The organism is Rhodospira trueperi, from assembly GCF_900101965.1.
GTDB lineage: Bacteria > Pseudomonadota > Alphaproteobacteria > Rhodospirillales > Rhodospirillaceae > Rhodospira > Rhodospira trueperi.
Genome location: NZ_FNAP01000006.1, coordinates 83,639 through 97,191 on the forward strand (window position 1 = coordinate 83,639; position 13,553 = coordinate 97,191).

Here is a 13,553-nt window from a genome sequence, read left to right on the forward strand (position 1 = left end):
ACGCGCAATCTTCACGCCCTGCATCCGTCGAACCGCGCGGCTTCAACGCGGCATCGGCGAGACAGGGCGTGCCGTTGTGAAGCCGTCAGGAATCGAGGTTCACCAGTTCGACGCGCCGGTTCACCGGCGAGTCGGGCATCGCGGGATTCTTCAGCCGCTGCTCGCCGAAGCCCCGGGCCTGGAGGCGGGAGGATTCGATCCCAAAGTTGTCCATCAGGTAACGCCGCACCGCTTCGGCGCGCTGCTGCGAGAGACTGGCGTTGTAGGTCTCGGCGCCGGAAGCATCGGTGTGGCCGTAGACGCCGAACCGGTAGGGCTTGAGTTCCTCCGACGTCAGCGCGCGGCCGATCTGATTCAGGATCGGAAGCGACTGGGACAAGATCTGGGCCGAGTCGAACTCGAACAGGATACTGTCGAACGAGGCCGACAACTGGCTGAGATTCTCTTCCTGCGAGGGTTTTTCCTCCTCGGTCGTGCGCACCCGCAGTCCCCGGGTCTGCGGCGACAGCATCTGGATGATTTCGTCCGAGTTCATCTCGGCGCCGGACACGTCGGGAACGTCGATCAGATCGTCGTCGGCCAGCGCGGGAACGGGCCCGGCACCGATCGCGGTTCCCAGACCGATGATCAGGGCCAGGGTCATGGCACGCGGCTTCATGGTTGCACTCCTTTGATCGGGTGTGAGCGCGGACGCCCGCGGGTCGCCGACACGCCGCCAATCCATAGTCCCATAGTGCGGAACAAACGGCCTGTTGTCACCCCTGGGCACCGTGGGCGGCCGGGGCCGCGCCGACATGGACTCCGACATCATGACGGACAAGGTGGGGCAGGATTGTGACGGATGCCGCCCGGCCCATCACATCCCGGCCATCCTGGCCGTCGCCAGATCGTATTCGCCGGTGACCGGCCGCGTCTTACCGGCCTCGTCAACGACGGTGAAGTTGAAGGCGATCTTGGTGAAATTGAACGAGATCGTTTCCAGGGGGCGGTCGCCGGTCGATGTCGTCACGTACTTCGTGATCAAGGCATTGGAAAAAACATATTCCACCACGTTCAGGCCCTGCACCGCCGTCGACAATTGATGCACCTTCAAATCCGCCTGGGACTTGCGGGTGAAGGCCTCCATGAGCAGGGATGCCGAGGCCTCGTCCAAAGTCTTTGACAGCGTCAGGTCCCAGACCGTGGTTTCCGAGGCCACCCGGCTCGCGATGGAACCGGTGGGCGTGTTCACCGACCGCTCAAGGCCCCAATCGAAGGCCTGGATGTCCATCCAGTCCTTGTGCCTCGCATCAGTCGCGTTGCCCTTCACGTTTCCGTATTTCGCGAAAATCGCCATCGCCTTGTCCCTCTCTCCTCGATATGGCCCGCGGGCCTGTCTAGATCTCGCTGCGGTCCAGAACCCAGTCTTCCCGCGCCGCGTCGGCACACCACTCGACCATCGCCGGCAGGACGTGGACCGCCTCGACGTAGCCCGCGCACACCTCGTCCAGCGCGACCCCATAGCTGCGGAAGCGGCTGGCCACTGGGGCGAACATGGCGTCGGCGATGGTGAAACGCCCGAACAGGAACGGGCCGCCGGCCCGGTGGTTGGCGCGGCAATCCCGCCACAGGGTGGTGATCCGGTCGATGTCGGCCTGGACCTGGGGCGCGATGTCCAGGGGCGGCCGGTCCCGTCGCGTGTTCATCGGCAGGTCCCGCCGCAGGGCGGCGAATCCGGCGTGCATTTCCGCCGCGACGGATCGGGCCACCGCCCGCGAGGCCTCGCTGTCGGGCCACAACCCGGCGTCGGGATGGCGTTCGGCGACGTATTCCAGAATGGCGAGCGAATCCCAGACGGTCAGCGCGCCGTGACGCAGCACCGGAACCATCCCGGCCCCGGAGTGCGACAGGATGCGCGCGCGCGTGTCGTCCTGATCCAGGGGGATGACCTCCTCCCGGAACGGAATGCCGGCCACGCGCAGCGCCAGCCAGGGCCGCAGCGACCAGGAGGAGTACGTCTTGTTGCCAATGACGAGAACGTAGTCTGACATGTGTGTCTGCCTTGAGAAGCTCGGAAGTGGCCTACAATACCAGGACGGGCGGCGGCGGGCACGCGTCTCGACATCGGGCAGGGCAATCGGGTGAACGCCCTGTTGACGACATGCGAAACGTCGTCGGGTGGGTTCGCGCCGAAGGCGCACCCCGCCGCATCACCGCCACGCGGCGGAGCGCCCGCTTCGCGGGTCGAATCCGCCATGCCATCATAAAAAATGGTGGGGCGTGCTTTCACCCGATTGCCCTGCGACGTCGGGTCGCCGGTGTTGCGAATCAGTGACGGCGGAGTATTATCCGCCGGCTGGGCGTTTCCCGTCACCCGTCTTTCCTGTTAAAGGGGCGTGACGGTGGCGGATCGGCACCGCCTCCGCCGCCGCGCCGCCCCGCCTGTTCGCGCCTCCGTTTCCCGCACGGCTTTCCACGGTTCCGCATGGCCTCTAAGACCTCCCAGCCCGCCGCCGACGGCAACCCGGATCCCCAGTCCTCGGGTCCCCCGGCGGACATCGCCCGGCTGTCGTTCGAGGACGCGATGAGGGCCCTTGAGGAGATCGTGCAACAGCTGGAGGCCGGCCGGGTCGATCTGGAGACCGCCGTCGCCGCCTATGAACGGGGGGTGTGGCTGCGCAAGCACTGTGAGGCCCGGCTGGCCGAAGCCCGGGCCAAGGTCGAGCGCATCGGGGTCGGCGCCGACGGCGCCCCCTCGACCGCACCCCTGGATGTGGAGTAACACTCGCCGCGCGGCCGATCCGAGCGCCGCGTCCCTTTCGTCTTCCGTGATGCCCCCGTACGCTCAAGGATGATCCGATGCCCGATCCCGGGACCCTGACAGAAGTCGCCAACGACCGCCCCGGCCCCGCCCTGAACGCCGCCATGGCCGAAACCAGCGAGGCCGTCAGTGCCCGCCTGTCCGAGTTGCTGCCCGAGGTGGACGCGCCCGAGGGCCGTGTCGCGGCGGCCATGCGGTATTCGGCGCTGGCCGGCGGCAAGCGGTTGCGGCCGTTCCTGGTGGTGCGCTCGGCGGCGCTGTTCAACGTCTCGCCCCATGCCGCCCTGACCGTCGCGGCGGCGCTGGAGATGATCCACACCTATTCGCTGATTCACGACGATCTGCCGGCGATGGACGACGACGACCTGCGGCGCGGCCGTCCCACCTGCCACAGGCAGTTCGACGAGGCCACCGCTATTCTCGCCGGCGACGGCCTGCTGACCCGGGCCTTCGAGGTGCTGGCCGATCCGGTCAGCCACGCCGATCCGTCGGTGCGCTGCGAACTGGTGCGCGAACTGGCCGAGGCCGCCGGGGCGCACGGCATGGTCGGTGGCCAGATGGTGGACCTGATGGTCGAGCGCGGAATCGGCTCGCCCGAGATCGACGTCGCCGGCATCACCCGCATGCATCAGATGAAGACCGGCCGCCTGATTCTGTTCGCTGGCATCGCCGGACCGATCATGGGCAAGGCCTCCAGCCGCATGCGCGCCAGCCTGCACGCCTATGCCCGCGACCTGGGGCTGGCCTTCCAGATCGCCGACGATGTGCTGGACGAAACCGGCAGCGCCCAGGACCTGGGCAAGACCCCGGGCAAGGATGCCGCCGCCGGCAAGAGCACCTTCGTCACCCTGCTGGGCCTGGAGGAGGCGCGCTCCCGCGCCAAGCTGCTCTCCGACCAAGCGGTGGCGCATCTGGACGTGTTCGGCCCCGAGGCCGATCTCCTGCGCGCCGTGGCGCGCTTCGTGGTGGAACGGGATCGTTGAGGATCAACGGCGGTTGGTTTCCGCGACCGCCCGAAGACAGACAGAAGGACCAGAGCGTTGCCAGGACGCCCCGAGACGCCGGTGCTGGACACCGTGACCTTTCCCCAGGACATCAGGCACCTCTCGCTCGATGATCTGACCCGGCTGGCCGATGAGGTGCGCGGCGAGGTCATCGACGCCGTCTCCTGTACCGGCGGCCATCTGGGCGCCGGGTTGGGCGTGGTGGAACTGACGGTGGCCCTGCATCACGTGTTTGAGACACCCCACGACCGGCTGATCTGGGACGTCGGGCACCAGTGCTATCCGCACAAGATCCTGACCGGACGGCGCGACCGCATCCGCACCCTGCGCCAGCCCGGGGGCCTGTCGGGGTTCACCCGCCGGGCCGAGAGCGAATACGATCCCTTCGGCGCCGGCCACAGTTCCACGTCGATCTCGGCCGGCCTGGGCATGGCCATCGCCCGGGATCTGGCGGAGGAGACGCGCAGCGTCGTCGCCGTGATCGGCGACGGGTCGATGAGTGCCGGCATGGCCTACGAGGCCATGAACAACGCCGGCGACACCAACACGCGGCTGATCGTCATCCTCAACGACAACGACATGTCGATCGCCCCGCCGGTGGGCGCCCTGAGCGCCCACCTGTCGCGCCTGCTGTCCTCCAAGCCGTGGCTGTCGGTGCGCAACATGGCCAAGGACCTGGTGGCCCATCTGCCCCGCCCGATGGAGCGCGCGGCGGCGCAGTTGGACGAGTTCGCGCGCGGCTTCGTCACCGGCGGCACGCTGTTCGAGGAACTCGGCTTCTATTACGTCGGCCCCATCGACGGCCATCGGCTCGACCATCTGGTGCCGGTGCTGCGCAATGTGCGCGACACCAAGCAGGACGGCCCGGTGCTGGTGCACGTGGTGACCAAGAAGGGCCACGGCTATCCGCCGGCGGAGACGGCCCCGGACAAGTATCACGGGGTGGGGCGCTTCAACGTGGTGACCGGTGCCCTGCACAAGCCGGCACCCCAGGCGCCCAGCTATACCAGCGTGTTTGCCAAGGGCCTGATCGCGGAGGCCGAGGACGACGACCGCGTCGTCGGCATCACCGCCGCCATGCCGGCCGGCACCGGCATCGACAAGTTCGGCGACCACTTCCCGGAGCGCTGCTTCGACGTCGGCATCGCCGAGCAGCACGCGGTGACCTTCGCCGCCGGTCTGGCGTGCGAGGGCTTCAAGCCGTTCGTCGCCATTTATTCATCGTTCATGCAACGGGCCTACGACCAGATCGTGCATGACGTAGCCCTGCAGGGTCTGCCGGTGCGCCTGTGCATGGACCGCGCCGGCTATGTCGGGGCCGACGGCGCCACCCACCACGGCGCGTTCGACCTGCCGATGCTGCTGTGCCTGCCGGGGATGGTGGTCATGGCGCCCTCCGACGAGGGCGAGATGATGCACATGATGGCCACCCTGGCCGCGTACGACGACGGCCCGAGCGCCATCCGCTACCCGCGCGGCGAGGGCGAGGGCGTCGACCTGCCCGAGCGCGGCACGCCGGTGCCCATCGGCAAGGGCCGCGTGGTGCGCGAGGGCAAGGTGGTGGCGCTGCTGTCCCTGGGCACGCGGTTGTATCCCTGCCTGGAGGCGGCCGAGGATCTGGCGCAGCGCGGCCTGAGCCCGACCGTGGCCGACGCCCGTTTCGCCAAGCCGCTGGATATGGACCTGTTGCGCCGCCTCGCCACGGAGCACGAAGCCCTGGTGGTGGTCGAGGAGGGCTCGGTCGGCGGCTTCGGCGCCCATGTGGTGCAGACGCTGGCCGCCGAGGGCCTGCTCGATCACGGGCTGAAGGTCCGTACCCTGTGCATGCCCGACTGCTTCGTCGAGCAGGGCAAGCCGGAACAGCAGGCGGTGGACGCGGGCATCGCCGCCGCTGGCATCGCCGCCACCGCGCTGTCGTTGCTGAACGGATCGACCATCCTCGCCGAACAGCCCGCGCGGGCGTAGGGCGGGGGCGGAGAATGGCCAACGCAGGTGGGGCCGACCGACGGGGACCGCTGGCGCGCGTGGCTGACTGGCCCTATCTGCTGCTGCTGCTGACCGTCATCTTCTGGTCCGCCAACTCGATCGTCGGCCGGGCGGCCAGCGGTCACGTGCCTCCGATTGGCCTCGCGTTCTGGCGCTGGACGGCGGCCGGTCTGATCATGCTGGTGTTCGCCTGGCCCCGGCTGCGGCGGGAATGGCCGGTCGTTCTCGCCCACTGGCGGATCCTGGCTCTCCTGGGCTTCCTCGGTGTCAGCACCTTCAACACGCTACTTTACATCGGGCTGCAGTACACCCAGGCCGTCAACGCGCTGCTGATCCAGACGGCCATGCCGATCCTCATCATCCTGTGGACCTTCTTTCTGTTCGGCGAGCGGGTGACGGCGCGGCAGGGTCTGGGGGTTCTGATCTCCATGGCCGGCGCGGCGGTCGTCATCACGCGCGGCGACCCGTCGCTGCTCCTGGCCCTGGATCTGAACGTGGGCGATGCGTGGACGCTCGCCGCCGTGACCTGTTACGCCGGCTACACGGCCCTGCTGCGCCTGAAGCCGGCGCTTTCGGCGCGCGTGTTTCTGGCCGTAACCTTCCTGGCCGGCACAACCCTGCTGCTGCCGGCGTATCTGTGGGAACTGCTGGCGCAAGGCCGCGTCATGCCCCTGGACCTGGGTACGGTGGCGGCGGTGGGCTACGTCGCGCTGTTCGCGTCGATCGCCGCCTTCGCCTGCTTCAACCGGGGTGTGGCCCTGGTCGGGGCCACCGTGGCCGGGCAGTTCCTGTACCTGATGCCGCTGATCGGGGGCCTGATGGCCGTGGTCTTCCTCGGCGAGCGGCTCTTGTGGGCGCACGGGGCGGGCCTGGTGCTCATCCTGGCCGGCCTGTGGCTGGCGGCGCGGAGGCCGCCGGCCCGGGACCGGGTCAGGGCCAAGGTCAGGGATTAAGCCCGTCCGGTCCCACGGACAGCCGGAACCGCACCTCACGACTCGCGGCATCGCGGTCCATGACCGCCGGATTGGCGTGCGCGGGCTCGTCCGCCGGTGTGCGAAACGGCACGCCGCTGCCGTCGCGCGCCAGAAGCACGGCCGGAAACGTCAGGTCGTCGTAGCCCCGGTCCGGATACCCCCGGAACGGTCGCGCCCAGACCTGGAACCGCATTTCTCCATCAAGGCAGCCGACCGCCAGCCACCAGTAGTTCTGGGAAAACACCTCCGTTCCCGCCGGCGCCGGCCGGCTCAGGCCGTCCCGGGCCAGCGAGATCCGCAGCACCGACATCACCCTCTGGGCGAGGACGGTTTGGCTGGCCTGCCCCGCCCAGGGCGCGAACAGGCTGGAGGGATCGCCGGCGTCCACAAGCCAACGGTCGGTGGGGCCGCCGATGACCCGGGTGGTCAGGCTCAGCGTGCCGGGCGCCGGCCCATCGGGCCGGTCCGGGCTGGCGGCCATGATGTCGTATATCCGCACCTGCCGGCTGTAGTTGGCGTTGTGGACGAGCCGAAGATGGTCGGGCGCGGCGGCGTGGCACCGGGCGCGGATGTCATCCCCGTTGAGGAAGGAAAACCAAGCGGCTTTGCGCAGCAGGGGATTGGCCATGGCCTCGACCGGCGGATCGGATACGTCGGTGGTCGAGGTACAGGCGGCCAGCCCCAGCGGCCCAAGCAACAGGATCGCCAGGGTCCGCGATGCGCGCCGAGGCCCAAGACCGGGGCGCGCCGGACGCCGCCCCAACACCCTTTCGCTGACACGGAAAATGCGTCTCATCGCGTTCTTTTTCCTTTCCCGATGGATCGGCCCGCGCCCCCCTCGCCCGGCCGATTCTTTCTTTAAAACGAAACGGCTATGGACAACCACTCACCGATTTTCTATGCTGTTATTCATTGCCCCTTGAATCGTTTCTGAAACCTGCGGCGACTGTGGCGGCCGGTGTCAGAAGGGGTTCCGGGGATGGTGGGACGGCCCGCCGGCCGGTTCGGAATGGGCCGCGCCGGGGTGAAACCCCAGGGACCATCCCACGGGTCCAGCCTCAGTCCGACAGGAGAGGATTCGTGTCCACGCGTGTGTTCCGTCCCGTGTTGGCCCGCCCCCTGGCCCGCCTTGGCGTGGTGCTCGGACTGGTGATGGTTCTGGGCCTCATCATGCCCGCCGAAGCCATGGCGCGCTACGCCTCGATTGTGGTGGACGCCACATCGGGCCGCATCGTGCATGCCCGGCACATCGATGCCCAGCGGTATCCGGCGTCACTGACCAAGATGATGACGCTCTACCTGCTGTTCGAGGCCGTGGATACCGGCAGGCTGTCGATGACCTCGAGTCTGCGGGTTTCGACCCGTGCCGCCGGGCAGCCGGCCTCGAAGCTCGGCCTGCGGGCCGGCTCCAGCATCACGGTGCGCGATGCCATCCGCGCCCTGGTCACCAAGTCGGCCAACGACGTCGCCACGGTGGTGGCCGAGGCGCTGGGGTCGACCGAAATCGGCTTTGCTCGCCTGATGACGCAAAAGGCGCATCAACTCGGGATGAACAACACCACGTTCCGCAATGCCTCCGGCCTGCCGAATTCCGGCCAGAAGAGCACGGCGCGCGACATGGCCACCCTCTCGTTGTCGTTGATGAGGCATTTCCCCCATCACTACCATTTCTTCTCCACGCGCTCGTTCCGATACAACGGCCGCACCTACACCGGCCACAATCACCTGATGGGGCGTTATGCCGGCGCCGACGGCCTCAAGACCGGCTATATCCGCGCCTCCGGCTTCAACCTCGCCTTCTCGGCGACCCGGCACGGCCGCCGCCTGATCGGCGTGGTGTTCGGCGGGCGCACCGCGCGCAGCCGCGACGACCACATGGCCGAACTGATGGACACGGGCTTCCGCACCGTCATCCAGGCCGGCTATTCCCCGTTCGCGGGGGGCGACCGCATCCGTGTGGTCGCGCGCCCGGATCTGCCCTCCGGTGCCCCCCCCATCCCGCCGCAGCTGCCGCCGGGGAAAGCCCGCACGCCCCAGGTGGCCAGCGTGGTCACTGTGCTGCCGCAGGTCGTCGAGCGGCTTCTGATGGCGCCGAAACCGGACGATGCCGCCGCATCCGCATCCGCTCCCACCCCCGGGGCCAGCGGCGGCGCCACGGGCGGCGGCCAGCCCGCGTCCGACGGAACCTGGGGGGTGCAGGTGGGCGCCTTCAGTGCTCTCGAACCGGCCCGCGAGGCGGCGCACGACGCCGCGCGCCTGCTGGCCGGCGAGTTCGACGCGGTGCGCGTCCACATCATTCCCCACGCCGTGGCGCAGGGGCAGTTGTTCCGGGCGCGCGTTGTCGGCATGGCCAACGAGGCCGAGGCCCGCGCCGCCTGCCGCGACCTACGCGCGCGCCAGCGCTCGTGTCTGGTGGTGGTGCCGACCGGCTGGACCGTGGCGGCACGCTAGGGCGCGTTGCGTGCGTTCTGCCTCCTGCAAACACGTTCGAATTGCTTGACGCTGTCGCAGCCCAGCGTCGCGACCCGTGCCGGATCGCGCGGCATTCGCCCCATAAAAAACGGGGCGCGCCCTCTTGGACACGCCCCGTCTTCCATTCGTTCCCGTGAGAGTCCCGCGCCTCAGCGCGAGTAGTACTCGATCACCAGGTTCGGCTCCATCTGCACCGGATAGGGCACGTCGGCCAGCTTCGGCTGGCGCAGGAAGGTGCCGACGGTGCCTTTGTCGTCCATCTGGATGTAGTCCGGCACGTCTCGCTCGGGCGAGCCGATGGCCTCCAGCACCAGGGGCAGCTCGCGGGACTTTTCCTTGACCTCGATGACGTCGCCCTCGCGCACTTGATAGGAGGGGATGGTCACCGTGCGGCCATTGACCTTGATATGGCCGTGGTTGATGAACTGGCGCGCGGCGAACACCGTGGGCACGACCTTCATGCGGTAGACCACGGCGAGCAGGCGGCGTTCCAGCAGGCCGATCAGGTTCTCGGAGGTGTCACCCTTGCGGCGCGTGGCCTCTTCGTAGGTGCGGCGGAACTGCTTCTCGCTGATTTCGCCGTAGTAGTTCTTCAGCTTCTGCTTGGCCATCAGCTGCACGCCGAAGTCCGAGGGCTTGCGGCGGCGCTGGCCATGCTGGCCGGGGCCGTATTCACGGCGGTTGATGGGGCTCTTCGGCCGGCCCCAGAGATTGACGCCCAGGCGGCGGTCGATTTTATACTTGGCGGAATGACGCTTGCTCATCGGTCGGAACACCTTCGTCGAGGTTGTTGTCTGGGGGCCGCCGGGGTTTCTTGTCGGGCGGCCAGTTCGTGTCCCGGGGGCCGGGCCTTTTCGTCGAAAAGGCCGGAGGGCGCGATCCCGTCCCTATCGGGCGGGATCGAGCGGCACGGGCCGGACGCGTGCGCGTCGGCCAACCCTTTCGGGCTCCGCCTGTCCGGGAAGGAAAGGGGGTGTGTACGCTTCCCCGCCGCCGGGGTCAAGAGCGGGCGCGGCAAATGTTCCGGTCAAACGGATCGAACTTGGCCGTCAGGGCAATCGGGTGAATGCACGGTTGACGAAAAGCGAAGCGTCGTAGGGCGGGTTCGCGCCGAAGGCGCAACCCGCCGCATCACAGCCACGCGGCGGATTGCCCCGCTTCGCGGGTCGACCCCGCCCTACCTGCATAAAAGATAGTGGGGCGTTCCGCCCCAAGCCACACGATCCCCCGCGTCTTTGCGACCACACACCCTTTCACCCGATTGCCCTGACTTGGCCGTGATCGCGTCTTGCGCGGCAGGATCGGAGGCACTATACAGTCCCTCCCGTTCCCGACGGGTCAGCGACGGCCGGAGTGTAGCTCAGCCTGGTAGAGCACTGTCTTCGGGAGGCAGGGGCCGGAGGTTCGAATCCTCTCACTCCGACCAAGCGCACAAAAAAAGCCCGACAGTCTCTGGGACTGCCGGGCTTTTTTGCGTCCGTGGCCCCGGCTGCACGAGCGGCTACATGATTCGCCGCGCCGCGCGTTCGGCCTGCCAGATCACGTCGCCCGGCGATTCGCCGGCGCGGATCACATGCAAGCCGATCAGCGCATGCGCCGGCACCGTCAAGCCGCGCCAGGGGATGGCGATATCGGCGGCATGGCCAAGGGCGCGCGCCCGGGCCCGCAGTCTGTCAACGTTCCCGTCATAGGGGATCAGCACCAGGACGCTGGCGCCGCCGGCGGTGCTCATGATCTCTCCCGCCTCCCCCACGGCCAGGACCGCGTCGGTCATGGCGGCCCGGGCGGCCTCGGCGGCGGCCAGTCCGTGACGGGATCGAATCTCCTCGTGATTGGTCATATACAGGAAGGCCAAGGCGAGGGTGGAGGCGCCGTGGTCCATGTCGCGCAGGCGATCCCGCATCAGTTCATCGAACGTTTCCGCGTCCAGCAGCGCCGGCCTTTCATCGAAGGGGCCTTCGCCATCGAACGGATGCGGCTCCACTAAGGTGGGGCCGCCCTGCTCCGCGACCATCTGGCGCAGGCGGTCGACCTCCCCCATGAGGCGATTGAGCGCGCGTCGCACGGCCGGCGTCAGGTCGCGCGCCGGAATGCCCTGGACCGACACCGGATCCTCCGGATCGGCTCTGTCATCGGACGCCAGAAGTTCATAGACGCTGGCGGCATGCGCGAAGTCCGCGCGGGAGCGCGCCTCGCCATGCTGGTCCTGGCGTTGGCCTTGCCGCCACATCACGGGGCGGACCGGCGCTGGCTGTTTGATGTCTTCGGCCACGGTGCCTCCACCCGGTCGCCGACCGGAGCGGACCATTCTGGTCCCGGAAACACCATAACACGTTTTCCGCGTTGCGGGAGCGGAAATGGCACAGGCCGCCCCTCACCCTCGGTACAGGGCCTCCAGGCACTGGCCGTACACCGCCTTCAGGATGTGCCGGCGCACCTTCATGGTGGGTGTCATTTGGTCGTTGTCCACGGTGAACGGCTCGGGCGCGACCATGAACTTGCGCACCTTCTCGATTTGGCCGAGTTTGGCGTTGACGCGGCCGACGGCCTCGGCCATGGCCTTGCGCAGGTCAGGGTCCTCGGCCAGTTCGTCAAGGCCGCTCTGCTTGCCGGTCTTGGCGGACCAGGACCGCAGCCAGTCGTCGTCCGGCACCAGCAGGCCCACCAGATGCGGCCGGCGGTCACCGTACACCATGGCCTGACCGATCTCCGGTTCCAGGCACAGCAGGCCCTCGACCCGCTGCGGCGAGATGTTGTCGCCGCCCGAGTTGACGATGATGTCCTTCTTGCGGTCGGTGATCTGGATGCAGCCGCGCTCGTCGATCACGCCGACATCGCCGGTGTGCAGCCAGCCGTCGGCGTCGATGGTCTCTCGCGTCGCGGCCTCGTTGTTCCAATAGCCCTTCATGACCAGTTCGCCCTTGACCAGGATCTCCCCGTCCTGGGCGATGCGCACGGCGGTGTCCCGCAGCGGCGGGCCGACGGTGTGCATGCGCACCCGGCCCGGCACGTTGCAACTGATGACCGGGGCGGATTCGGTCTGGCCGTAGCCCTGGAGGATCGGGACGCCGAGCGCGTGGAAGAACAGGCCGACCTCGACGTTGAGCGGTCCGCCGCCCGAGACCATGGCCTTCAGGCGGCCGCCGAAGCGCTTGGCTACCTTGCGGCGCACCAGCAGGCTCAGCACCCCGTCCGTGATGCGCTCGCCCAGGCTCATCGCCTCCGGGGTGTGGTACTTCTTCAAGCCCAGGTCGAGCGTGCGGCGGAACAGCTTACGCTTGCCCTCGCTCTGGCTCTCCAGGCCGCGCAGCACCCGTGTTCGCATGGTTTCGTACAGGCGCGGCACGGCGGTCATGATGGTCGGGCGCGCCTCCGCCATATTGGTGGCGAGGCGTTCTATGCTCTCGGCGAACCAGACCTCGGCGCCGATCGAGATCGGGAAGTGCATGCCCGCCGTGTGTTCGTAGGAATGCGACAGCGGCAGGAAGGACAGAAACACCTCGCGGCCCAGGCCGATCCCCTTCAGCACCGTGTAAGCGCCCCGGCAGTTGTGCAGGATGTTGCGGTGGCTGAGCATCACCCCCTTGGGCGCGCCGCCGGTGCCGCTGGTGTAGATCAGGGCGGCCAGATCGTCGGGCTCGATGGCCGCCAGGGTGGCGGGGCGCGGGCGGTCGGCGTGGCGAGCGATCAGGGCATCCCAGGCCACCAACACGTCGATGCCCGTGTTCTGATGCAGCGCCGGGTCCTCGATGGCGATGGCCCACGGTGTCACCCGCGCCTGACCGGCGGCCTCCAGCGCCCGCTTCGCCAGCTTGGGTGTCGAGATGATCATGGCCCGTGCCCCGGAATCGTCCAGCACATGCAGGTGATCGGCCACGGTGTTGGTGACGTAACAGGGCACGACGACCGCGCCGGCCATCAGGATGGCGAGGTCGGCAATAAACCATTCGGGGCGGTTCTCGGAGATCAGCGCCACGCGGTCGCCGGGTTCGATCCCCTGGTTGATCAGGGCGTTGGCGATGGCCAGGGCGGAGCGTTCCACGCCGCGCCAGGTGACGGGCAGATAGCGCCCGTCCACCTTGCCGCGCAGCAGCGGTTCGTTCCTGAATCGGGCGGCTTGGGTCAGAAAGACGTCGACGAGGTCGGTGGCGGCCTCGAAATCGACGGCGCGGCGGCTGTCGGCTGGCACGGACGGATCTCCCCCGGTTGGTCTTTGCCATGGCCCGCGCGGCGGATCGGGCGCCGGCGGATTGTATTGACGTTGCTTTGTGTTTTTCTGTGTCCCATGCCCTTTCTTCTCCGGGTGACGGCATGAAG

The 13,553-nt window shown here is 68.2% G+C and carries 12 protein-coding genes and 1 tRNA gene; 6 read left to right on the forward strand and 7 right to left on the reverse strand.

Annotated elements, in window-relative coordinates; all coding sequences use genetic code 11:
* Positions 1-85: 85 nt before the first annotated feature.
* From BLS85_RS09330 to BLS85_RS09340, 3 genes are all read right to left on the reverse strand, one after another.
* A complete protein-coding gene (locus BLS85_RS09330) occupies positions 86-658 on the reverse strand; it encodes an OmpA family protein (protein WP_176793547.1) in 573 nt (190 codons plus the stop codon).
* A gap of 198 nt (positions 659-856) precedes the next feature.
* Complete coding sequence (locus BLS85_RS09335; protein ID WP_092785554.1) at positions 857-1,336, reverse strand: Hcp family type VI secretion system effector; 480 nt, start codon at positions 1,334-1,336, stop codon at positions 857-859.
* A gap of 40 nt (positions 1,337-1,376) precedes the next feature.
* Entirely contained in the window at positions 1,377-2,030 is a 654-nt protein-coding gene (locus BLS85_RS09340; RefSeq protein ID WP_092785556.1) for a glutathione S-transferase family protein, read from the reverse strand.
* 434 nt (positions 2,031-2,464) lie between these two features.
* On the opposite strand from BLS85_RS09340, the gene BLS85_RS09345 reads away from it, so the two are divergent.
* From BLS85_RS09345 to BLS85_RS09360, 4 genes are all read left to right on the forward strand, one after another.
* Positions 2,465-2,761, forward strand: a complete 297-nt coding sequence (locus BLS85_RS09345; protein ID WP_092785558.1) for an exodeoxyribonuclease VII small subunit — start codon at positions 2,465-2,467, stop codon at positions 2,759-2,761.
* A gap of 77 nt (positions 2,762-2,838) precedes the next feature.
* On the forward strand, positions 2,839-3,783 hold the full coding sequence (locus tag BLS85_RS09350; RefSeq protein ID WP_425438475.1) for a polyprenyl synthetase family protein: 945 nt from the start codon (positions 2,839-2,841) through the stop codon (positions 3,781-3,783).
* 57 nt (positions 3,784-3,840) lie between these two features.
* The gene (gene dxs, locus BLS85_RS09355; protein WP_092785560.1) at positions 3,841-5,769 is read left to right on the forward strand and encodes a 1-deoxy-D-xylulose-5-phosphate synthase; all 1,929 of its coding nucleotides are present in this window, start codon (positions 3,841-3,843) and stop codon (positions 5,767-5,769) included.
* Between the two features lie 14 nt (positions 5,770-5,783).
* Positions 5,784-6,743, forward strand: a complete 960-nt coding sequence (locus BLS85_RS09360) for a DMT family transporter (RefSeq protein WP_092785562.1) — start codon at positions 5,784-5,786, stop codon at positions 6,741-6,743.
* On the opposite strand, the gene BLS85_RS09365 is transcribed toward BLS85_RS09360, so the two are convergent.
* Positions 6,733-7,560, reverse strand: coding sequence for a hypothetical protein (locus BLS85_RS09365; RefSeq protein WP_092785564.1), 828 nt, complete (start codon positions 7,558-7,560; stop codon positions 6,733-6,735). The genes BLS85_RS09360 and BLS85_RS09365 overlap by 11 nt on opposite strands.
* Before the next feature lie 284 nt (positions 7,561-7,844).
* On the opposite strand from BLS85_RS09365, the gene BLS85_RS09370 reads away from it, so the two are divergent.
* Positions 7,845-9,215, forward strand: coding sequence for a D-alanyl-D-alanine carboxypeptidase (locus BLS85_RS09370; RefSeq protein ID WP_245699162.1), 1,371 nt, complete (start codon positions 7,845-7,847; stop codon positions 9,213-9,215).
* A 170-nt stretch (positions 9,216-9,385) separates the two neighbouring features.
* On the opposite strand, the gene rpsD is transcribed toward BLS85_RS09370, so the two are convergent.
* On the reverse strand, positions 9,386-10,000 hold the full coding sequence (rpsD, locus tag BLS85_RS09375; RefSeq protein WP_092785566.1) for a 30S ribosomal protein S4: 615 nt from the start codon (positions 9,998-10,000) through the stop codon (positions 9,386-9,388).
* A gap of 585 nt (positions 10,001-10,585) precedes the next feature.
* Between rpsD and BLS85_RS09380 the strand changes: the two genes are divergently transcribed.
* Positions 10,586-10,662: transfer RNA gene (locus BLS85_RS09380), tRNA-Pro, on the forward strand.
* 75 nt (positions 10,663-10,737) lie between these two features.
* Here BLS85_RS09380 and BLS85_RS09385 read toward each other — a convergent pair.
* Together BLS85_RS09385 and BLS85_RS09390 are read right to left on the reverse strand one after the other, a co-directional pair.
* Positions 10,738-11,508: a hypothetical protein gene (locus BLS85_RS09385; protein WP_092785568.1), complete on the reverse strand. Its 771-nt coding sequence runs from the start codon at positions 11,506-11,508 to the stop codon at positions 10,738-10,740.
* 102 nt (positions 11,509-11,610) lie between these two features.
* Positions 11,611-13,425, reverse strand: a complete 1,815-nt coding sequence (locus BLS85_RS09390; protein WP_245699163.1) for an AMP-dependent synthetase/ligase — start codon at positions 13,423-13,425, stop codon at positions 11,611-11,613.
* Positions 13,426-13,553 lie beyond the last annotated feature (128 nt).

Coding starts and splice junctions, on each gene's coding strand:
- BLS85_RS09340 (WP_092785556.1), bottom strand. CDS start 2,030: ATGTCAGACTACGTTCTCGTCATTGGCAACAAGACGTACTCCTCCTGG.
- BLS85_RS09345 (WP_092785558.1), top strand. CDS start 2,465: ATGGCCTCTAAGACCTCCCAGCCCGCCGCCGACGGCAACCCGGATCCC.
- BLS85_RS09360 (WP_092785562.1), top strand. CDS start 5,784: ATGGCCAACGCAGGTGGGGCCGACCGACGGGGACCGCTGGCGCGCGTG.
- BLS85_RS09350 (WP_425438475.1), top strand. CDS start 2,839: ATGCCCGATCCCGGGACCCTGACAGAAGTCGCCAACGACCGCCCCGGC.
- BLS85_RS09365 (WP_092785564.1), bottom strand. CDS start 7,560: ATGAGACGCATTTTCCGTGTCAGCGAAAGGGTGTTGGGGCGGCGTCCG.
- BLS85_RS09335 (WP_092785554.1), bottom strand. CDS start 1,336: ATGGCGATTTTCGCGAAATACGGAAACGTGAAGGGCAACGCGACTGAT.
- rpsD (WP_092785566.1), bottom strand. CDS start 10,000: ATGAGCAAGCGTCATTCCGCCAAGTATAAAATCGACCGCCGCCTGGGC.
- BLS85_RS09330 (WP_176793547.1), bottom strand. CDS start 658: ATGAAGCCGCGTGCCATGACCCTGGCCCTGATCATCGGTCTGGGAACC.